This is a genomic window from Desulfovibrio sp. UIB00, from assembly GCF_022508225.1.
In the GTDB taxonomy this organism is placed as follows: domain Bacteria; phylum Desulfobacterota; class Desulfovibrionia; order Desulfovibrionales; family Desulfovibrionaceae; genus Desulfovibrio.
In genome coordinates this window covers 339,115-361,802 of sequence record NZ_JAETXJ010000002.1, presented here as the reverse complement: position 1 = coordinate 361,802, position 22,688 = coordinate 339,115, and the positions used below count along the sequence as shown (strand labels likewise).

Sequence of the window (22,688 nt, the reverse complement as noted above, 5' to 3'; positions counted from 1 at the left end):
CCCTTCCGCCCCTGTTTCTCGCTGTTTTTCCATCCACCTGTACTTGCAGCATAATATTCCTGGCGCACTGTTGTAACTGCGCCGTCACACCTGAAGCAATGGCGTAATTGGCCGTTGCGCTTGTCATTTATTTTGAAAAAGTCTAGATTTCAGCAATATTTTCCTACAAATCCACAAACGAGGCTTTTACATGGACGGCATCCGCTATATTCACGCCGCCGATCTGCATCTGGACACGCCGTTTCAGGGGCTTTCCCGCACGGCGGCACAGGGTGGGCATCTGGCGCGTCTGCTGCAAGAGGCCACCTTCAAGGCCATGGACCGCCTCTTTCGGCTTTGCGAATCAGACAAGCCGGATTTTCTCATACTGGCTGGCGATGTGTATAATGAGGAAAACCACAGCGTTAAAGCCCAGCTCAAGCTGTGCGACGGCTGCCGCCGCCTGCGTGATGCCGGAGTGCGCGTTTTTCTGGCGCACGGCAACCACGATCCCCTTTCCTCAAGGCTGGCGGCTGTGCAGTGGCCTGACAACGTCACTGTTTTCGGGCCGGATGCCGAGAGCCACACGGTTGAAAAAGACGGCAAGGTCGTGGCCGTGGTGCACGGCATCAGCCACGCCAAGATCAAGGAAGGCCGCAACCTGGCCCGCCTGTTCCGGCGCGACCAGCACCATGACTGCTTTCAGCTTGGCGTTCTGCACTGCACGGTCGAAGGCCAAAGCAAGGCCGACCGCTACGCTCCCTGCTCGCTGGACGACCTCAAGAATACAGGGCTTGACGCATGGGCGCTGGGCCATGTGCACGAGCGGGCCACACTTTGCGCCACCCCTTTTATCGCATACAGCGGCAACGCTCAGGGCCTGCACGTCAATGAGCCGGGGCCGCGCGGCTGCCTGCGGGTGACGGCAAACCCTCAACCGGGCGGCGGCTACGCGTGCAAAGAAGATTTTGTGCGTCTGGGCCCCGTGCAGTGGGCCAGAGTACAGGTTGAACTTGACGATGTGGTCCACCTCAACGAGGTGGAAAACAGAATGACCCGGGCGCTGGAGCAGGCCGCCGAAGCCACAGACCCCGGCTGCGAAGCCCTGATGGCCCGTGTGGTTTTGCACGGGCGCACCCCGCTTGACGCCGCCCTGCGCGATGCTCCCAATCAGGAAGACCTTGCTGAACGGCTGGCGCACCTGCAAACAGGCACCCCCAGCGTGTGGATCAAGGACATGGTGGCCGAAACAAGCCCCGCCATTGACCGTGCCCAGTACCTGCAACGGGAAGACCTGCTTGGCGAAACCCTGCGGCTGGCCGAGCGCATGGCGCAAAGCAGCGATGCCCTGCACGATGTGGCAACCCCGGCGCTGAAACAGGTCTATGATCACGGGCAGCTCCGCCATATTCTCACCCAACCCGACGATGCGCGTATGCGAGCCCTTCTGGAAGAGGCCGAACGCCTGTGCACGGATCTTCTGGAGGCACGCTGATGTATATCCAGTCCTTCCACATGGACGGCTTCGGTATCTTTTCTGACGTGAGTGTTGAAAACCTTTCGCCGGGGCTTTCCATTTTTCTGGGTGAAAACGAAGCGGGCAAGTCCACCTGCCTGGAATTTCTGCGCACCATGCTCATCGGCTATCCCGACCCGCGCAACAAGGAATACAAGCGTATTCCCGGCCCCCTGCGCGGCGGGCAGCCCGGCGGCAGCATGGAACTGCGCTCGGACGAACGCGGCATTCTGCGCCTTACCCGGCGGCCCGGCAGCAACGGCGGAGTGCTTACCCTCACCGACCCTGAGGGCAAACCGCTGGAACCGGACATGCTGCGCCAGATGCTCTCCGGCGTGAGCCGCGATGTGTACCGCAACGTGTTCGGCTTCAGCCTCACAGAGCTTGAAGACCTCAACAGCCTCACTGACGAAGGCGTGCGTAACGCCCTGTACGGCGCAAGCTTCGGGCCGGGGCTGCGTTCGCCCGGCGAGGCCCTCAAACTGCTGGACAAACAGGCCGATGAAATTTTCAAGAGCGGCGGTAGCAAACCCGCCCTCAACGCTGCCCTGCGCCAGCTTGCCGAACTGCGGCAACGAAAGATTGAATTGGAGCAGGAATGCGCCGGGTACGACAGCATGGCAATGGACCTTGCCGCAAAACGCGATGATCTGGCAAACCTGCGCCACCGTAAACTCCAGCTCGAAGAAGAACGCCGCATCCTTGAACGCCGCCTTGGCGTGTGGTTGCAGTGGAACGAATGGCGCATGGCGGGCGCACGCCTTGAACGGCTTGACCCCATAAGCGCTACCTTTCCCGAAAACGGCAGGGAACGCCTTGCCCGCGCGCAGGAGGCCCGCGAGGGCTGCGAGCGGCAATGGGCCGCGCAGATGGAAAAGCTCACCCGGCTGCGCCAGCGGCGGGACGAACTTGAAATCAACTATCCCCTGCTGGAGGCCCTGCCCGCCCTGCGCCGCATGGCCGAGCGCAAAAGCGGCTTCCGGCAGGCCTTGAGCGCCCTGCCCGCGCAGGAGGAAGCCCTGCTGCGCGCGCAGGAAGACCTCAGCCGCGAACTCTCGCGCCTTGGGCCGGATTGGTCGTGCGACCGCATCCGGGCCACAGACCGTTCCCTCTTTGCCCGCGAGGACATTGAACGCCAAGGGCGGGAAATGCGCGCCGCAGCCTCGGCCCATCAGGCCGCCGTGGACAGCCTCACCCAGAGCAACCGCGAAGTGGAAAGCGCAGAACGCGAGGTGGCCTCCAACACTGCCGCCCTTGATCTGCTGCCCGCGCCGCCCGCAGCGCTGGATGACGATGCCCGCGACAATTTGCGTCAGGCCCTCGCCCGGCAGGAAGAAGCCCGCCGCCAGCGGCCTCTGCGCCAACGCGCGGTGAACGAGGCAAAAACAACATTTTCCAGAGCTTTCAACCCGCTGCGGCTGATGGTCAACGGCGCAAGTGACGGCGCACAGGCAGAAGCCCTGCTTGATTCGCTCCTTTCGCGACAGGAAGAAGCCCTCGCTCTGGCCGCTGACGTGCAGGACAAAATGCGTCAGGCGGACGATGCAGCGCAGGAAGTGCGCCAGGCGGAAGAGCAGGTTGCTGCCGTCAAGGGCCGCGTGGAAGCCCTGCGCGAAGAACAGCGCCACATAAACGGCCCCACCCGCGAGGATCTTGACGGGCAAACCCTGGCCCTGCGCAAGCTGCGCGCCCTTTCCGCCACCTTGGGCACGGAGCGTGAGCGGCTGGAAGAACTCAGCGCCCGCATCGGCAATGAACCGCCCGTCACACGAGTAAAAAACCTGCCCCTGCTGGTTCTGGGCCTTGCTTTCTTTCTTGGCGGCGCGGGCATGCTGCTGGCTTACTGGCGCATGGGCATTACAAGCGTTGCCCTCACGGCCGACATTGAGCTGCCGGTAAGCCTGTGGTCTGGCTATCTGCTGCTGCTCTGCGGCGTTGGCTTTATGGCTGGCGGCGTACCACACACTGGCGCAGAGGCAAAACGCCGCCAGATGGAGCATCTGCAACTTCAGGGCAGACGCGATTCGTGCGCGGCCCATGTAGCGGAGCTGGACGAGCAGGCCAGCCAGCTTTGCGCGGCGGCTGGCGTGCAAAGCATGGATCTGGTGACGCTTGAAGCAAGGGAGGTGCTGCTTGAGCACGAACGTGAGCAGTGCTTTGAAGAAGAGCGCGCCCGCAAGGACATGGACGAGCTGAAGCACGCCATGGACCTTGCCCGCACGGAAGTGAGCAAACGGCAGGCTGTGCGCTCCGAGGTAGAAGGCATTGTGCAGCAGACCCGCCGCCGCTGGCACGAATTCATGCTGGCCCTGCACGTGGCCAATGTGCCCTCGCCCGAGGGTGCGGCTGCTTTTTTTGCCAGGGCGGAATCAGCACGGCTCGCCTTTGGCGGCGTTGCTGCCGCCGATGCGGAGCTGCAAACCCTGGATGACGACCTGCGCCAGACAGAAGCCCGCATGCGCCTTGTGCCTGCTGTGGCTGAACGCCTGCCCGCCAATGCGGATTCAGATTCACTGGCGGAGGCTGTGCGGCAAGTGCTTGAATCCTGCCGCGAGGCCGACGCCGCCCGCGAACTGCGCATCAAGGCCGAGGCCGCGCTGCAAAATTCGCAGAGCGAACTCAACCGCGCCCGCACCCGTCAGGCGGAAGCCAGCGCGGAACAGCGTCAGGCGCAGGAGCGGCTCAACGAAGCGCGCTCGCAATGGACAGCCTGCCTGCATGATCTTGGCCTCGGCACCGACCTTGACCCGGAAACCGTGCGGGAAGCCCTGAAATACATGGAAAACTGCCTCGCTGCCGAGGCTTCGGTACAACGTGCCCAATCGCAGCTCAATCAGGGCCGCGCAGAACTGGCTGCGCTGCGTGACCCGCTGCAAGCCCTGCTCGCAGAGCTTGGCCTGCCACCGCAGCAGGATGCGGACAACCGCCCAGACTGGCTGCTCAGCCTTGATGCGGCGCTGGAGGCGGCGGAAGCCATGTCGCAGGCGCAGAGCCGCCGCCGCAACCTTGATAATGAAGTGACGGAAATGGAGGATGAGGCCCGCGCTGCGGAGGCCGCCCTCGAAAGCGCCCGGAGCGCGGAACGCTCCCTGCTTGCCATGGCGGGCGCGCATGATGCGGAAGAGTTTTTGCGTCAGGCCGCACTGCACGAAGAACTGCGCGCACTCACCCTGCGCCGTCAGGATCTGGAAGACGCCCTGCGGCTGGCTGCGGACAAAACACCCCTTAAGGACTTTCTCGATTCCTTCGAGCATGAGGATCAGGAAAGTCAGGAGCGCCGCAGCGCAACCATCAGCGAAGAACTGACAGGCATTCAGGAGCAGGAAGAAAATCTGGTCAAGCGCGTGGCGGAACTGCGCAGCAAGGTGGACGCACTTTCGCGCACTGATGAGCTTTCGCAGCTTTTGCAGCAGGAGGCGGCCCTTGTGGAAGACATGGAGCGCATGGCCTTTGCCTGGAGCCGCGTGGCCCTTGCCCGCAGCATACTTGAAACAGCCAAGCGCACCTTTGAGCTGGAGCGCCAGCCAGAGGTCATCCGCCTTGCTTCAAGCATCTTCACCCGCATCACTGGCCAGCGCTGGCGGGGCATCAACGCCTCGCTGGAAGACGCCAGCCTCGCCATCCTGCCCGCGCAGGGCGAACCCATAGCGCCGGAAAATCTGAGCCGTGGCGCGCGCGAGCAGGCCTATCTGGCCCTGCGGCTGGCCTACATCAAAAATCATGCCCTGCATGCGGCCCCCCTGCCTGTGATCATGGACGAAGTGCTGGTCAACTTTGACCCGCAAAGGGCCGAGCGCACCGCGCGCGCCTTTGTGGAGCTGACCGGCGGCAGCCAAGGCAAGGCCCATCAGTTGCTTTACTATACCTGCCAGCCGCACATGGCGGAACTGCTGCGCAAGGCAGAACCCCAGGCCGCGCTGTTCCATGTGCAAGACGGCAGCATCAAGGCCGCATAGCGCTAACAAATCCTCCTTCTGCACAGCGGGCGGGTGTTCCTTGTGAGCATCCGCCCCTCTTTATTGGCAAAACCATCTGTACTCTCCACACCGCCCTCATTTGCAACCCTGAAATCAATTAGCAATCTTTCTTTTGCAATCGGTATGTTAGCATAAAATACAATTTTTTGTACATTTTTTGATAATAAAATCAATATGATATATTTTGAATTTGAAAAGTAATTTCATTTTTATTGACACATTACCCTGCCTGTGACAGTGTACCGCCATGCACATTCAGCAAAGCGGAGATAAAAATATGGATCAGCAGCCGGTGTTTACCGATCATACGGGTTTAAGCCACCGTTTCAGCCACGACAACCTCCACATATCCGTTTCTTCCCGCTTCGATCCTCCTCAGGCCACTGCACTTATTGAGCTTCTTCAGTGCAATCAGGCAAACTGCAAACGCATTTTCATTGACGTACGGCACGTAGCCAACCCTCACCCTTCCGCTGTTGACGCCCTCAAGACCTCGCTTCTGCTGGGCGGCCTCAGCACAGAACGTATCGTATTCAAGGGAAAGAGCGGCTTTGACATGGCCGTTAGCGGCAATCGCGTTCTCATCGAGCAAAAGAAAAAGCACGTCTGCAAGGGCAACTGCGCCAACTGCAAGTGCGGCCACCACAAGAACCACCACGCGGAAAACTGATCGCCACCTCGCTTGCGGCAGATGGGGGCGTATTAGGCCAAGGAGATCACCCGGAGGCTTTACGCCAAGCGCCAGCCCGGCAGGGATGACTTCTGAAAAAATAACGCGCGCGTTGCAAGAGCCTGTGGCGTCTGCGGCCGTTGCGCAAACCCTTTACGAGGAGAAAGGAATGAGTTCACGAGAAAGGAATGGTCTGAACCGCTTTAAAAAGGTGTGCATGGTCACACTGCTTGCAGCAGGCATGCTGATGGGCGTGGCCGGGGGGGCCAAGGCCATTGACTTCAAGGCCAAGGGCGAATGGCTGGTTGGTTTTGGCGTGGGCGAAGGCGTTCTCACCAAGAACACCAGAGACAAAGACGGAGCCAAGTCCAAAACCAACACTGATGACCAGTTTGGCGCTTCCCAGCGTATCCGCCTCCAGTTGGACGCCGTGGCCTCCGAGGCTTTGTCCGGCACGGTGTACTTTGAAATCGGCGACCAGCAGTGGGGCAAATCGGACGATGGTGCAGCTCTTGGCGCTGACGGGAACAACCAGGTCAAGGTTAAAAACGCCTACATCGACTGGCTGATTCCGCAGACTGACGCCCGCGTGCGCATGGGCCTTCAGGCTGCCGCAATGCCCAACGTGGCTGGTGGTTCCGCCATTATGGACTGCGACGTTGCAGCCCTGACCGCCAATTACAAGTTCAACGAAAATGTGGGCCTCACCTTTATGTGGGCGCGCCCGGTCAACGACAACTTCAGCAACAGCTATATTGATGTGGACAACAACAAGTCCAGTACGGAAAAGACCAACTACCTCGACAACCTTGATCTGTTCATGCTCTCCATGCCCCTGAGCTTTGACGGTGTTGAAGTCACCCCTTGGGCCATGTACGGCATGCGCGGCAAAAACTCCCTGCGCGGCCTGGAAGATCCCAACAACGGGTCTCCGTGGGAAACCAGCGATGGCAAGTTGGGTCTCACCATTCCCGGCACCAACCCCGGCTTCAACTACGCCAACGACAACATAACGCCGCTCACCAACTCCTCCACCAGCAAGCAATACGGCTCTCTGTTCTGGGCGGGTCTGCCGGTGGCCATCACCATGTTCGATCCCCTGAACATCGAATTTGACATCAACTACGGCTACTCCGAAGCCATGGGCCGCTACGATGTGCTCAAGCGCGGCGTGGACAGCGTGCGTGCAAGCACCGAGCGTCAGGGCTGGCTGGCAAAAGCCCTTATTGAATACAAGCTGGACTGGGGCGTTCCCGGCATCTTTGGCTGGTACGCAAGCGGCGACGACGGCAACGTGAAAAACGGCTCCGAGCGCATGCCTTCCATTGCTGGCGCGGGCAACTTCACCTCCTTTGTCGGCGACGGCAACCTTTCGTGGAGCCCGGTTGCCAATGGTTGCGACTGGAGCATGAGCTATGCCGGCACCTGGGGCATCGGCGCGCAGCTGAAAGACATGAGCTTTATTGAAAACGTCTCCCACACCTTCCGTCTGGCCTACTGGGGCGGCACCAACGCCACCTCCATGGTCAAGTACATGAAGGATGCCTCCTCCTGGCAGGCTGGCTACGGCGGCGACGGCCCCTATCTGACCACCAATGACGGCCTGCTGGAATTCAACCTCGTCAACACGTGGCAGGCCTACGAAAACCTGAGTGTGAATCTGGAACTCGGCTACGTTGCCAACATGATCGACAAGGACACATGGAAAAAGGCCGGTTACAACAACGGCGCGGGCAACGGCAGCTTTGACAAACAGGACGCCTGGAAAGCCCAGGTTGTCTTCCAGTACAGCTTCTAAGCCTCTCTGCCTTTTGTAAGCGCCGTTCCCTTCCCGGCGCGCAGGCTTCGCCGCTTCCCTTCACCGGGAAGCGGCGTTTCCTTTGCAGCAGCACTATGCCGCGCAGGCCAAATTTGCCACGCGGGGACTCTTGCGCGGCGCTCAGCTACTTATGGGCTTCATCCCAGGCGGCCAGCCCGCCCTCCACATACTGCACGTCAAAACCTTTCTGCCCCAAAGCAGCCTGGACAGACTTGCTTACAGAGCCGCCCCGCACGCAATAGATGGCTACTGGCTTGTCCTTGGGCAACTGCGCCGCCCACAGGTCAACCTGCTCCGGGTCGTGCCATACGGCGCCTGGGACTGTGCGAGGGTCAGCCTCATAGTCAGCCCGCCTGCGCACATCGCAAACCGTTGCGGTATTGGCGGCCAGTATAGCCTGAAGTTCTTGCGGCGTGATGGTTGCGTTCATACCTTCCCCCAGACGTATTTGACGTTAAGGATAAAAATCCTGTGCGGGCAGGACGGCATCGCTTGACTGCACATCAGGCAATGAAGAACCGCCCCGCAGGCGAAGGTATCAGAGCATCTGCCAGACCAGCCCGGCAAGCCCGCTCAACCCCACCAGCGCGTGCATGGAGAGCTTAAAACGCACCAAGGCCACCAGCGACAACAGCGCAACGGTCACGGCAAACACATCAAATCCCGTAACCGGGAAAAATGTGTTCCAGGCAAAGAACACGCCGATCTTGAGCACCACGCCCACCACCGCGCCAGATATGCCCGTAAGCGCGGCATTGAGTTTTTTGTTGGCCGTAATTGCCTCAATGTAGGGCGCGCCAGCAAATATGAACATGAAGCTCGGCAAAAATGTGGTGAAGGTGGTGAGCAGGCCGCCCAGAATGGCCGCTGTCATGGGCGTCAGGCCGCCGGGCTGGTTCCAGGCGGTGATGAAGCCCACAAACTGCGTCACCATGATCAGCGGGCCGGGGGTCGTTTCCGCAAGGCCGAGGCCCAGCAGCATTTCCTTTTCCGTCAGCCAACCCAGATTGACCGCGTGCTCTACTATATAGGCAAGAACGGCATATGCGCCGCCAAAGGTCACAAAGGGGGCTTTGCTGAAAAAAATAGATATCTGGGAAAGTATGTCGTCCATGCCCCGCCATGCGAAAACGGGCAGAATCACAGCCATCCAGATAGCGGCGAATATCCCCACAACCTTGAAGAGATGGGACAAAGGCGGCAGATTGGTGAGAGATTCCGGCGCGTCAGTCAGGCATTCATTTGTTCCCGGCTTTTTCTGGCAAAAAATGTCTGGACGAAATTTGCCAAGAATGACACCCGCCACACCAGCCAACAAAACAATCGCAGGAAAGGACACGCCAAGGAACTGTCCCAGTACAAACGAGCCGCCAGCAAATGCATACAGTGCGGGGTGCTTAAGTGATTTTTTTGAAAGCCGGATAAGCGCTTCAATCACAATGGCCACAACGGCGGCGGCGATGCCGTGAAAAATCCCGGCCACAAGGGGAACCTGCCCCTTGGCGGCTGCCAGCCATGAAAGAAAGAGCATCAGAATAACCGAGGGGAACAAAAAGCACAGCCCGGCAATGGTTCCGCCCCAGTAGCCGTTGAGCCGCCAACCTATGTACACAGCCAGTTGATGCGCTTCCGGCCCCGGTAAGAGCATGCAGAAATTGAGCGCCCGCAGAAAAACCTTTTCGCTGATCCAGGCCCTGCCATCCACCAGATTTTTATGCATCATGGCGATCTGCCCGGCAGGCCCGCCAAAATTGATGAAGCCGAGCTTGAACCAGTAAAGGAATGCTTCCCGCAAAGTAACTTGAGGAGTTGCGTTGCTTTCATTCATGGAATTTTCCTTGCTCGCAAGATAGTTACATTTTTATAGGTCCTGCCAGTTCAGCATAAACGAACATATAAAGACTTCAAAATACCATACTATTTGCACTCTTGCAGATCAATCGTGCGATGGCACATTGTGTAAAAAGACAGGGATCGACAGAAAGATAAAAACCGCCAGCAGGGGAAAACTGACCTGATACCCTCCCCAGCCAATGAGCAGGCCTGCACAGATGGGGCCGGACGCGTGCCCGACATCAAAGATTGTTCCAAACGCTCCCATGGCCGAGCCAAAACGGCGGTCGCGGCACATGTCTGCCACCAGAGCTGCGGAAGAAGAAGTAACGAGCGCCTCGCCCATGCCAAATACAAGACAAGTCGCCAGCAAAGGCAAAAATGCATGCAAAAAGGGAATCGCGCCAAGCGCGCCGCCGCACAGAATCAAACCAGCCACTATCAAGCCGCGCCTGCCGCGCGAGTCTGACATTTTCCCCAGCAGGGGCTTGCTGAGCATGGTTACAATTATCTGCACTCCCCACAGCAGCCCGGCCTGAAATTCTGACAAGCCCACCACCGTTACCGCATATATGGGCAAAAAGGCCTCCAGCGCGCCCATGCCCATATTTTGCACGCCCTCTACGGCAGAGGCCGTAACCAGCCGTCTGTCAGAGAGCACCTCGGCAATCCCCTGACGAAAGCGCTGCAAGCCTGATCCTGATGCATGCTCCGTTTCAGGCGGCGCATCTCCCCCAAGAGTTTTAAGGCCCAGCAGCAAAGCCGCCATACCCGAAACAGCACTGAGGGCAAAAACCATGCGAAACTGCCACAACACCGGCCCGCCACTGGTGTTCACATCAAGCACTAACCCGCCAATGGGCGCGCCCAGCAAGGTGCCGATTATGCCCACTGATGAAAACCACGAGAGCAGCTCGCCCCGGCGTGGACCAGCAACCTCGGCCACCACGGCCATAGCCACAGGCCCATAAATTGCGGTTGCCAAGCCATGCAGAAAGCGAACAACAATCAGCGCCCGGTACGAATCGATAAAAAAATAGGCAAAGGGCATCAGGCCGAATACCACAAGCCCCGCCAGCATGGTGCGCCTTCTGCCCACCACGTCAGAAAGCGCGCCAGCGGGCAACTTGAACAGAATACCTGTAACTGTGGAAATGCCGACAGCCAGCCCCACAGCCTCCGGCCCTGCCCCCAAAAAGAGAGCGAAGAGCGGCAGCACCGGGTTTCTGGCCAGGGCATAAGAGAAGCGGGCAAGAAAACCTACAGTGCACAGGTTGCTGAAATCTCGCATACATGCCTCTATTGAGTGGCGTCATGAACACCACCCGAAATATCGCCTAGTGTTTTGGCGCAGAACGGTCGAAGAAAATGGATTTGCCGTAAAATCCCACGGGGATACCCATGACGACTTCGGCATCGATAAGCCCCAGATGCTTTGCCGCCGCGCCCACGCGCTGCTGGATGCGGTTGTCCAGATTAAGCAGGCTGGCAGTTTTGGCGGCAGCCACAAGGGCCGCGCCCACATCCATCATGCGCAGGGCACAGAAGGGGCCAGAGTAACCCATCTCCTTTTCGTCAAGCTGCCGTTTTTTCACAAAGTCCGCGCAGGTGGGGTAGCCGCAAGCACCGCAGTCATACCCACCGCACGCGCAACTTTTCAGACCCACCAGCATCAGGGCCTGACATTTTTCTATATTGGCGGCATCGCGCAGCCAAAAGGACTCGTTGGTGCTTTTGGGGGCGTAGGCCTTCATGGTCTGGGCGATTTTTTGCAGATCTTCGTCCATATGAATAACGCCAATTTCCAAAAAATCCTTGCCCCCAGCCTTGGGGGCAGTGCGGGCAGAGGCAGCCATAAGCTGAGCAACATGGATTGCTGTGTCTTTCATCTCACGCTCCTGTGGGTGCGGTTGAGGTGTATGAGGCAAGCAGGGTGTCAAAAAAAGCAAGAGCCTGCCCTGTGCGAACATGGTCATCATTATTGGCTGCAACCAGCCCGTCGAGCATCCGTTTGATGCCAGGGGTTTCAACCGGGGCAGCATCCAGTTCTTCAAGGTCAATTGCCTTTATGACCTCGCGCATCCTTTGTGGAACCTGTGCAGTCAAACCAAAGGCATCAACAAGCACCTCAAAGGTGATAAGCCCGCCCACGTGCGTAAAATCGGCATGGGCCATATCAAATGAAACAACGTCTGGCCCAGCGGGCACTGCCTCTGATTCTTGCAAAAACACAATGCGCGGGGTCGGATCAATAAATCGCTTTATCAGCCAGAATGACGCAAGGCGATCCACATAGGGATTGGCGCGTGTCACCCATGTTTTTTGCTGGTAGCGATGGGCATCAACGGCAGGAAGCACAAGCCGGGGGGCATCAAGGCTGCTGTGTGCTTCCTCCAGCATTTTTTGCAAACTCGCCCCTTTGCCACTGGGGAAAAAATCGATGGACTGTATGGCCTCAAGTCTTTTTTCAAGTTTTCGGAGCATGGCTGGCGCGTCAGGTGAACCCACAGCTGGGACAACGTTCCGGATTTCCTCACCTATCGCTAGATAATCGGCATCGCGCGCCTGAGTGAAGGCCGCTGCAATCTGTGCGTCTGAAAAATGCAGCAGTTTGCCGTGCACGATAACCAGAAACTCCCCTCCCTGCTCGTCAGTTTCTTTGCTCATCCATGTAAGCTGCTCCTGATGATGATCAGTTGCGGGAAGTACATAGATGGAGTTTTTTATCTGAACTGCGCCCAATAGGTTGATTTTTCGCCATATTTTTACACGAAAGCCTTGCAGCTTTGCCGGAACGGAAAATGAAAAGAAGAGCCATTTTTTGTTATTCATATAACTTTTTTAGTTATAATCATAACATTGTCAACTACAAACTTCACATGGCCTGCTGTGGCAGAGCAAACCAGCCATAACCAGCGGTGCTTAGAGCAAGGACGACAAAAAGGCCGCCCAAGTGGACGGCCTTTTACTGGTCTGGATTTATGGGGTTGCGCCTAGCCCTGACGTTTCATCTCGCCAATCAGATGCTGAAGCGTTTGCGACTGCTGCGCCAGATCGGCTACTGCACTGGAAGCCTGCTCCATGGCCTGAGCGGTTTCAGAAGAAATTGTAGCCACCTGTTCCACAGAGCGGTTGATTTCTTCGCTGGCGGCAGACTGCTGCTCGCTGGCGGTGGCAATGGATTGCACCTGATCGTTAACAAGCTGCACATACTCGAGGATATTTTTCAACGATTCGCCCGACTGCACGGAAAGTTTTGTGGCGGCTTCAATGGATTCGCCAGCGTGCTCAACATTCTGAATGTTTTTCTTTGTGCCTTCCTGAATTTCCTTGATGGCCCGGCCCACTTCCTGCGTCGCGGTCATGGTTTTTTCCGCCAGCTTGCGCACTTCGTCCGCGACCACGGCAAAACCACGGCCAGCATCGCCCGCGCGCGCAGCCTCAATGGCGGCGTTAAGCGCAAGCAGGTTGGTCTGGTCGGCAATGTCGGCAATAACGCCCATTACCTGCCCGATGCTCTCGGCCTGTTTACCAAGGGCATCCATATCCTGCTTGAGGGCCAGCGACTGCGTGTGCACGGTGTTTATGCCCTTTACTGCCTCATTGACTATCTGCGAGCCTTCAATGGCCTGTTTTCTGGCATTGTTGGAAACGTCCGCAGCCTGCTGCGCGTTTCTGGCAACTTCCAGCACAGTGGCGTTCATTTCTTCCATGGCAGTTGCGGTTTCGCGCACACGCGCAGACTGTTCATCCGCGCCACGGCTCGACTGCTCAACCTGGGCGGAAAGCTCCTCCGATGCGGAGGTTACAATTTCTACCACGCCTTCAAGCTGGTGGGCAGCCTGGAGCATGCCCTCGGCCTTGGCGCGCTCGGCCTGTCTGCGTGCCTCTTCCGCTTCAGCCGTGGCTTTTTGGGCGCGCTCGGATTCTTCCCTGGCCTGCTGGCTCTTTTGATCCGCCTCTGCAATTTTGCCTTTGAGGGTGGCCACCATCTGCTTCATGGCGCCAAAAACGCCAATCTCAGGCCGCGCAGGATTAAACTTCGCCTCCAGATCCCCGCCTGCAATCTTCAGGGCAAGTTCAGAAAGCGATGCAGGTTCGTCGCCAAGTTGGCGCAGCATGTTGCGCGAAAGCAAATACCCCACGCCAAGGCCAACCAGAACAGACAGCAGCACACCAATAATGGTTATCATCCGTGCGTGTTCGTAGTCCTGTTTGCTTTGGGCGCTCACTTCCTGTGCAAACTCTATCTTTTTTTCACCAATATCTTGCAAAAGATCAGCCAGCCTTCGCGCCAGCTCACGCCCGGTGGTGGACGAAAGTTCCTGCGCCTTTTCATTCATGGCCGGATCGGTAGTGCTGCCCAGTTCAATAACCTTTTTATGTACTGTAAGCCATTCACTGAGCAGACCATTCAGCTCGGCAAGCAACTTGCGCGCTGTTTCGGTCATAAAATAGCGCGGCAATTCATTGTGATATTTATCCAACACCGCATATTCTTTTTGCAGATTATTCAACGCTGTGCGGTTACCCTCTTCGGTAGTGCTGATAATAAGATTTTTCTCTTCCCGGATGATCCGCAAAACTTCAATGTTGGTCATTCTGAGCAGATTCAGCCCCTTCATGTGCATAGAACTCAATTCTTCAACGTCTGTGGCTAGACTGCTCAGGCGGCTGACGCCAAACATGCCAATAAGCACTGTAAACAGGCACAGGAGCAGGCTCAGGCCTGCCATTTTCTGCATTGTCGTAATTTTTTGCATAGTTGTATCCTACCCATGCTTATATGAAGAGGTTACATATTCTGGATGCGCATAGACTATATTTCATTAAACGTACAATATGCAAATTTATTTAGGGCATTTTTTGAAGCTCCGGAATTTATTTATTTTATAGCTGGCTAGTAATATATTTTTATTTAATTATAAAAACAATAATACAAACTATAATTAAACGTTGTCTTTCAAAAAAAGAAGATTCTTTATTTCCATATCTCCAGCAATAAATACAAAATGAACTAAATAAGACTCCACATACATAATATATAAACAATATTTTTTGCATGCTGCATGCATACTATGTACTAATTTCCTATTTGTACAAATTATCACAAATACCTTTACACATATCAAACATTTGCATCATAACTAGATAATTACGCATATTGACACTGTTCGTATATACAATCAATGTCCGCAAAATACCACCCCCTAACAACCAGCCGCAAACAAAAGCCGACTGCCTCGCGAGAAGCAGTCGGCTATTTACAGCGCGTTTACTTGCGGATTACGTGGCGTCAGCCTCAGTATCGCGCACCACTTCAAAAATAGGCGGCAATACGCGGATAGCCTCAATAAGCTGGTAGAGCTGTGTGGCGTCGCGCACCTCTACGGTAATACGCAGCTTGGCACGTCCATCCACCTGATTGTCCATGTTCAGTCCAATAATGTTGACGCCGTTGCGCGCCATGACCTCGGCAACCTTGGCCAGAACGCCCTGCTCGTTCTTGGCGATAATGAATATGCCTGCTGCGTAGGGCTTTTCTTCCATGCCGTCCCAATGCACGGAAATAAGACGCTCCGGCTCCATATTGGCAACGTTGGGGCAGTCGGCACGGTGAACGCTGATGCCAAGGCCACGGCTGATGTAGCCGATAATGGGATCGCCCGGCACAGGGTTGCAGCACTTGGCAAAGCGCATGAGCACGCCGTCCACGCCGGAAATGCCCACGCCCTCGCCCTTGCGGGAGGCGGCTTCCTTGCTTTCCTTTACGGTGGGAGTGGCGGGTTCCGCAGCAGTGGCGGCCTCGGGGTGCAGCACCGCATACAGTTTGTTGAGCACCTTGCGCGGCGTGGTGTGGGCATAGCCCACGGCGGCAACCAGATCATCCACGCTTTCAAAATTCATTTCCTGAGCCACAATGGCCAGGTGGCCGTCCTTGGTGGCCTTGCCCACGTTCAGGCTGACCTTGCGGCCTTCTTTTTCCAGCAGTTCGCGACCAAGGGTCACGGCGTGGGTGCGTTCTTCCGTGCGCAGATAGTGCTGAATACGGCTGCGCGCCTTGGCGGTTTTGACAATCTTGAGCCAGTCGCGGTTGGGATTGCGCGCCGGGTCGGTGAGGATTTCCACCACGTCGCCGTTTTTCAGCTCCGTGCCAAGGGGCATGAGGCGGCCATTGATTTTTGCGCCGCTGCAATGCTGCCCCACCTTGGTGTGGATCACAAAGGCAAAGTCCAGGGGCGTAGCGCCTTCGGGCAGTTCCTTGACATCGCCCGCCGGGGTGTAGATGTAGACCTCGTCCTTGAACAGATCCATTTTCAGCGAATGCATGAACTCGCGGGAATCTGTTTCTTCACTCTGGCGCTCAAAAATTTCGCGCAGCCAGGCGAACTGCTCAAGGTCTTTACTGTTGACGCGGCCTTTTTCCTTGTACAGCCAGTGGGCGGCAACGCCGTGTTCGGCCTGCCTGTGCATTTCCTCGGTGCGTATCTGGATTTCAATACGCTCGCCTTCCGGCCCGATGACCGTGGTGTGCAGGCTCTGGTAGCCGTTGGTCTTGGGCATGGAAATATAGTCTTTAAAGCGTCCGTGCACAGGCCGCCACTGGGAATGCACAAGCCCCAGCGTGGCGTAACAGTCCTTGATATCCTGCACCAGCACGCGAAAGGCCATGATGTCGTGCATTTCGTCCAGAGTCATGGACTGGGCCTGCATCTTTTTATAGATGCTGTGCTTGTGCTTGATGCGCCCGTAAACCTGCCCGCTGATGCCGTTTGACTCCAGCAGATCCTGAATCAGGCCCACAACCTTGCCGATGATCTGCTTTTCCACAACCTGATGGTTGTCCAGCCAGTGATCGATCTGATTGTAAATGTCTGGGCGCATGTATTTGAAGCTCAGGTCTTCCAGGTCGCGCTTCATCACGTACAAACCCAGGCGGTTGGCCAGGGGCGCGTAGATATCCATGGTTTCCTGGGCAATGCGCTTCTGTTTGTGACTTTTCTGAAAGTCCAACGTGCGCATATTGTGCAGGCGGTCGGCCAGCTTGACCATGAGAACCCGCATGTCGTGGCTCATGGCCAGGATCATCTTGCGGATATTCTCCGCCTGGGCTTCTTCCTTGTTCTCAAAGGTGATCTGGCTGATCTTGGTAACACCGTCGACGATATCGGCCACTTCTTCGCCAAAATTTTCGTCCAGCTCTTCGATGGTGGCCTTGGTGTCTTCAACAGTGTCGTGCAGCAGGCCGGCGGCAATGGTGGGTTCGTCAAAACCCATGCCCGCCAGAATGCTGGCAACCGCCAGAGGGTGGGAAAGGTACGGCTCGCCTGAAAGGCGGGTTTGCCCCGCATGAGCGGTGGCGGCAAACACATACGCCTTCTGGATCAGCTCCAGATCCGCGTTCGGGTTGCCAGCCGAAACCTTATCGAGAATTTCCTGAATACGAATCATGCGTAACGTCCACCCACAGCGTAAAAAAATATCTTCAACCAGTTCTGGAACTATGTTCCGACTAAAGCGGCCTTGTCAACGCCGAGGGCAGCCGAATTGCAGGCCAAAGCCCACAAACAGAGCGGCCCCGGCTGGACAACCAGCCAGGGCCTGTTCAAATCCGCGTGGTCTGAGTATGCGCCTGCAAGCCAGCAGGCAAGGGCAAAAAAGCTGCCCTGTGCCCGATGCGAGCGCTTAGGGCTGCATCTGTGTATGCTGCAAGGCTTTGGGAATCCACCATTTTTCAAAATTATACATTATGCCCGCCAGCGCGGGTTCTATGCCCTGAAACCGCCGCTGCACCACAGGCAGGGCATAGGGCACAAACAAAAAGCAGTAGGGCTGCTCCGCATCGAATATTTCCTGAATGCGATAATACAGTTCTGCGCGCTTTTTCTGATCGGGCGTGGATTGCGCATCTTCAAGCAGCTTGTCCACCTCGGGATTGCGGTAATGGGTAAAATTCAGCCCGCCCTCAAAGGTCTGGGATGAATGCCATACAGAAAACAGGTCAGGATCCTGAGGAATTGTCCAGCCCAGCAGCACGGCGTCAAACCGCCCCTTGTTGACAAATTCGCGGATAAAGGCCGCCCACTCCACGGTACGGATGTGCACGTCAATACCCACCTCGCGCAGTTGCGACTGCATGACGGTAGCCGCAAGAATGCGCTGCTCGTTGCCCTGATTGGTCAGGATGGTAAAGGCCAGCGGCTGGCCATCGCGGTCGAGCAGGCCATCGCCGTTATGGTCGGCAAAGCCCGCCTCGGCCAGCAGGGCGCGCGCTGCGGCAATGTTTCTGGGCATGGGCTTAAGGCCGGGATGATAGGGCCACGAGCCGGGTTTGAACGGCCCAAAAGCCGGAACCCCCTGCCCCAGCAAGACTCCCTTGATGATGCCCTCGCGGTCGATTGCCATGGAAATGGCTCGCCGCACCCGCACATCCTTGAAAAACGGATGCTCCAGATTAAAGCCGAGGAAAATATACACCGAGGCGATGTAGCGGAATTTATGGAATCTGCTCTGCCATTCCGGGCCGGAGGTCTGTCGCAGATATTGCAGGGGCGAAAGATCCATCACGTCCAGCCTGCCCGCCCGGGTTTCCATAAACATGGTGGCGTTGTCGGGAATGATCCTGTACACCACTTCGTCAATGCGCGGCTTGCCCGCAAAATAGGTGGGCGATGCCTCCAGCACAATGCGGCTTCCCGGCTCCCATGACTTGAGCCGATACGGCCCGGCCCCCATGGGCTTGCGCGCAAAAGGCGTGGAGCGGATGTTCTGCCCTTCCAGAATATGTTTGGGCAAAATGGGGTTCATCCAGGTGGATACCGCCCGCGCAAAAAACTGGTCATAGCGCACTTCAAACGTATAGCGGTCAATGACCCGCAGCTCCTTGATGCGCAAAAAATCCTCGGCATAAGGGCTGCCGGTGGCAGGGTCTGCCGCCAGCTTGCAGGTAAAGGCCACATCTTCGGCGGTCAGCTCCTGCCCGTCTTCCCACAATATGCCCTTGCGCAGGGTAAAACGCATGCGCTTGCCGCCATCTTCCATGCTCCAAGATTCCGCTGCCCATGGCTCGGGCTGCAAATCCTTGTTATAACGTAGCGGGGCCGTGTAGATGAGGTCTGCCACCTCATGCGAGGCGGAGTCTGATGTGAGGTAGGGAATAAGATTTGAAGCCTCGCCAATGGTGCCAAAAAATATGCTGCCGCCCGAAGCCGGGGGGCCAGCCGGGCTGCCTGCCGCACCCGAGGGGGCAAGGCCGGTTTCTTCCGGCAGATCACCCGCAGAATTGGCGCAAAAAGCCGATGATGCACAAATGCACAGCAAAGCACATGAAATTGTGACCCAACAGATCCACTTTTTCCCATAAAATCGGGTGGCCCGTTGGGCCATTATTGATTCCAACATATTGATTGCGCGCTCAAAATTTATTTTTTTCATAAAAGTCACACTTCATATTGCTTTCGCCCCCCAACCTGTGCTATTTATCGCAAACGTCATAACATCGCTCCGTTTCTGGAATTTTCCAGAAATTTCAACGGAGTATTTTTGGGGACCCCATGAGTCGATCTGAACAGAGCGTCGTTCGCGAAATGTGCCAGACTTTCCTGCACGATAGTGTGCCGGAATACATCCGCGACGCCGCCTACTATATCCTGTCCGAAGGTGAGGTGCAAAAAATAAATATCCAGGAGGGCGAGACCTGGGACGTCCAAGGCGTCATCCAGGGCGAAGACCTGCAGGTCTTCACGCCGAGCCTGAGCCTCACCATTACGGACCGCAGCACCCGCCACCAGTGCAACTGCTCTGATGCATTCTCAGGCATCTGCCGCCATGTGGCAGCACTTGCTTTGCGCCTTGTGGAAGAACTGCGCAAGGAACAGGGCGACCCGGAAGAAACCCCGCCTCCCAGCACCGACTGGAAGCAGAGCTTCCGCAACTTTTTTTCTACCGACATGGAGCCGGAACCAGGCCGCCACTATCTCATATTCCGCTTTGAACCGGAACAGGGACGTTTGCTGGTTTCCTTTTTCCGTGGGCGGCAGAACAAATCCGGTCTCTCCAGCGTGCACAACGAGGTAACTCTGGATCAAATCATCCAGAACCCCGACTGGTGCGAATTTTCGCCCCAGTTGCCGCATGTGGCCCGCCAGATCGGCCAGCACCTCGACTATTACGGGCACCGGGTTGAAATCCCGCAGGGGCTGACCTCGTGGTTTTTCTGGTCTGTACGCAAAGAATATTATCTGCTGTGGAAAGACACGGATAAACCCTGCCGCATCGAGAGCACGCCTTTTGCGCTCAAGCTCAAGCCCATTTTGGACGATTCGGGCTTTCGCTTTGAAGTGCTGCTCAAGCGCGAGGGCCGCCCCCCGCTGCCCATCCGCGCGGGGCGCAGCAATCCCAGCGACCGCAACCCGACCGAAAGCACCGCGCCGGAAGACGCGCCCATCACCTTTCACGGGCAAATGCCCCTGTGGGTCTGCTACCAGCACAATTTCTATCCGGTGCAGACGGGCCTCTATCCTTCGCTGGTGCGCAACCTTATTTACGAACGCCCGGTCGTGCCGCATGAAGAAATTTCCGAATTTCTTGACCGCGTGTGGACGCGCCTGCCAGCCTCGGAACTCTACGAACCGCAGCAGTTCCTCAAGCTCATGGAGCCGGTATTCCAGCCTGCCACCTATAATCCCAAGCTTTTCCTCGACGAAGAAGGCAGCCTGCTGACGCTGGAAATCGATAACGTCTATGAAACGCGCCACGGCGAATTTACGCTCAACGGGCCCAACCCCGACTTCCAGACCGGCAGCTACACCTATGAAGGGCAAACCTATCTGGTGCGCCGCCATCAGGACGAAGAAGCCCAGTTGATGAATGAACTGAGCGGTATGGACTTTCAGGCCCGCTCAAGCAAACTGTGGTTCCTTGAGCCGGAAGAAGCCATTGCCTTCCTGCTCGACTCGTACCCCAAGCTGATTGAAAACTACCGCGTCTACGGCGAAAAGGCCCTCTCGCGCTACAAGGTGCGCACGGCTTCTTCCAACATCACGGCGCAGGTGGTCAGCAACGAAAAGGAAAAATGGTTCTCGCTGGACATCAACGTGGAATACGAAGGCCAGAGCCTGCCCCTGGAAAAAATCTGGAAGGCCTGGACCCGAGGCAAGCGCTATGTGCAGTTGAAAGACGGCTCCTATACCAGCCTGCCCGAAGCGTGGCTTGAAAAGCTCTCCCACAAGCTCACGGCTCTGGGGCTCGACCCTTCAAAGCCCCCGCAGCAGAAATTCAAGCAGTTTGAAGCCCCTGTGCTCGACAGCCTGCTGGAAGACCTGCCCGGTGCAGCCACGGACTCCTTCTGGAACAACCTGCGCGAAAAAATCCGCTCGTTCCGCGAGGTGCGGCCCATCACGCCGCCCAAGGCGCTCAACGCCAACCTGCGCAGCTATCAGGTGCAGGGGCTTTCGTACCTCAACTTCCTTTCGGAATACGGGTTTGGCGGCATTCTTGCCGACGAAATGGGCCTTGGTAAAACCGTGCAGACCCTGGCCTTTATCCAGCACATGATTGACGTGCACCATGACGGGCCAAACCTTATTGTAGTGCCCACCTCGGTGCTGCCCAACTGGGAGCGCGAAGCGGAAAAATTCGTTCCCGGCCTCAAACGGCTGACCATCTATGGCACCCGTCGCGAGGGCATGTTCAAGCATATTTCCAGCTCGGATCTCATCATCACCACCTACGCGCTGCTCCGGCGCGATCTGGAGGAGATGGAAAAATACGAGTTCAACACCGTTATTCTTGACGAAGCCCAGAACATCAAGAACCCCAACACCATCACAGCCCGCGCCGTGCGCCGTATCAACGCCCGCATGCGCCTGTGCCTCTCGGGCACGCCCATCGAAAACAACCTTTTCGAGCTGTGGTCGCTGTTCGAGTTCCTCATGCCGGGCTTTCTGGGTTCGCAGCACGCCTTCCAGCGGGGCATCGTCAAGCCCATCAAGGACGGCGACGCTGAAACGCTGGACTATCTGCGCACCCGAGTACGCCCCTTCATTCTGCGCCGTACCAAGGCCGAAGTGGCCAAGGATCTGCCGCCCAAGGTGGAAAGCGTCACCTGTTGCGCGCTGGAAGAAGCGCAGGCCGAATTGTACGCAGCCTTGGCCCGCAAGCTGCGCGCCCAGGTGCTGGCCGACGTGGACCAAAAAGGCCTTGCAAAGAGCCAGATGTCCATTCTCGATGCATTGCTCAAGCTGCGCCAGATCTGCTGCCACCCGCGCCTGCTCAAGCTCGACATGCCCGGCTTCTCCAACAACCTGCCTTCGGGCAAGTTCGACGCCTTCAAGGACATGGTCATGGAAATTGTGGAAGGCGGCCACAAGGTGCTCGTCTTCTCGCAGTTTGTGCAGATGCTCCAGATCATCAAGCAGTGGCTGGAATTTTCGCAGATTCCCTTCTGCTACCTCGACGGCGCGAGCAAAGACCGTTTCGATCAGGTAGACAAGTTCAACAACACGCCTGAGATTCCGATCTTCCTGATCTCGCTCAAGGCTGGCGGCACGGGCCTCAACCTGACCTCCGCCGACTACGTTATCCACTACGACCCGTGGTGGAACCCCGCAGTGGAAAGTCAGGCCACAGACCGTACCCACCGTATCGGTCAGACCCGTCAGGTCTTCTCCTACAAGCTCATCTGCCAGAACACGGTGGAAGAGAAGATTCTCAAATTGCAGGAAGCCAAGCGCGGCGTGGCGGAAGCCATCATTCCCGGTCAGGACACCTGGAAGTCGCTCACGCGTGAAGATCTGGAAATGCTCTTTGACGTGTAGCTTCAAGCTTTGCCCAAATGACACAACAGCAAGGCCCTCTGGCGACAGGGGGCCTTGCTTGCGCTTGGGGCACTGG

Annotated in this window: 13 protein-coding genes; 4 read left to right on the top strand and 9 right to left on the bottom strand. The window is 57.0% G+C overall.

Annotated features, from left to right (window positions below):
* The first annotated feature begins 190 nt into the window (after positions 1–190).
* Positions 191–1,474: a DNA repair exonuclease gene (locus tag JMF94_RS04470; protein ID WP_240823962.1), complete on the top strand. Its 1,284-nt coding sequence runs from the start codon at positions 191–193 to the stop codon at positions 1,472–1,474.
* Positions 1,474–5,451 (top strand): AAA family ATPase, encoded by a 3,978-nt coding sequence (locus JMF94_RS04465; protein WP_240823961.1) that lies wholly within the window; start codon positions 1,474–1,476, stop codon positions 5,449–5,451. Before JMF94_RS04470 ends, JMF94_RS04465 begins: the two co-directional genes overlap by 1 nt.
* Before the next feature lie 334 nt (positions 5,452–5,785).
* Here JMF94_RS04465 and JMF94_RS04460 read toward each other — a convergent pair whose 3' ends face one another.
* Positions 5,786–6,130, bottom strand: a complete 345-nt coding sequence (locus JMF94_RS04460) for a hypothetical protein (RefSeq protein ID WP_240823960.1) — start codon at positions 6,128–6,130, stop codon at positions 5,786–5,788.
* A 181-nt stretch (positions 6,131–6,311) separates the two neighbouring features.
* On the opposite strand from JMF94_RS04460, the gene JMF94_RS04455 reads away from it, so the two are divergent.
* The gene (locus JMF94_RS04455; RefSeq protein ID WP_240823959.1) at positions 6,312–7,940 is read left to right on the top strand and encodes an outer membrane homotrimeric porin; all 1,629 of its coding nucleotides are present in this window, start codon (positions 6,312–6,314) and stop codon (positions 7,938–7,940) included.
* A 145-nt stretch (positions 7,941–8,085) separates the two neighbouring features.
* Here the strand turns inward: JMF94_RS04455 and JMF94_RS04450 are convergent, their stop codons facing one another.
* The 8 genes from JMF94_RS04450 to JMF94_RS04415 form a co-directional block, all read right to left on the bottom strand.
* Entirely contained in the window at positions 8,086–8,391 is a 306-nt protein-coding gene (locus JMF94_RS04450) for a thiosulfate sulfurtransferase GlpE (RefSeq protein ID WP_240823958.1), read from the bottom strand.
* 108 nt (positions 8,392–8,499) lie between these two features.
* Complete coding sequence (gene chrA, locus JMF94_RS04445) at positions 8,500–9,789, bottom strand: chromate efflux transporter (protein ID WP_240823957.1); 1,290 nt, start codon at positions 9,787–9,789, stop codon at positions 8,500–8,502.
* A gap of 108 nt (positions 9,790–9,897) precedes the next feature.
* Entirely contained in the window at positions 9,898–11,085 is a 1,188-nt protein-coding gene (locus JMF94_RS04440) for an MFS transporter (RefSeq protein WP_240823956.1), read from the bottom strand.
* A 46-nt stretch (positions 11,086–11,131) separates the two neighbouring features.
* Positions 11,132–11,683 carry a DUF2148 domain-containing protein gene (locus JMF94_RS04435; RefSeq protein ID WP_240823955.1) on the bottom strand — a complete coding sequence of 184 codons (552 nt, stop codon included), beginning with the start codon at positions 11,681–11,683 and terminating at the stop codon, positions 11,132–11,134.
* A gap of 1 nt (position 11,684) precedes the next feature.
* On the bottom strand, positions 11,685–12,626 hold the full coding sequence (locus JMF94_RS04430; RefSeq protein WP_346770007.1) for a chromate resistance protein ChrB domain-containing protein: 942 nt from the start codon (positions 12,624–12,626) through the stop codon (positions 11,685–11,687).
* Between the two features lie 161 nt (positions 12,627–12,787).
* Positions 12,788–14,557 (bottom strand): methyl-accepting chemotaxis protein, encoded by a 1,770-nt coding sequence (locus JMF94_RS04425; protein ID WP_240823953.1) that lies wholly within the window; start codon positions 14,555–14,557, stop codon positions 12,788–12,790.
* A gap of 523 nt (positions 14,558–15,080) precedes the next feature.
* A complete protein-coding gene (locus tag JMF94_RS04420; protein WP_240823952.1) occupies positions 15,081–17,246 on the bottom strand; it encodes a bifunctional (p)ppGpp synthetase/guanosine-3',5'-bis(diphosphate) 3'-pyrophosphohydrolase in 2,166 nt (721 codons plus the stop codon).
* Positions 17,247–17,480: 234 nt separating this feature from the next.
* Positions 17,481–19,115: a peptide-binding protein gene (locus tag JMF94_RS04415; protein ID WP_240823951.1), complete on the bottom strand. Its 1,635-nt coding sequence runs from the start codon at positions 19,113–19,115 to the stop codon at positions 17,481–17,483.
* 233 nt (positions 19,116–19,348) lie between these two features.
* Between JMF94_RS04415 and JMF94_RS04410 the strand changes: the two genes are divergently transcribed.
* Positions 19,349–22,612: a DEAD/DEAH box helicase gene (locus JMF94_RS04410; RefSeq protein ID WP_192112483.1), complete on the top strand. Its 3,264-nt coding sequence runs from the start codon at positions 19,349–19,351 to the stop codon at positions 22,610–22,612.
* Positions 22,613–22,688 lie beyond the last annotated feature (76 nt).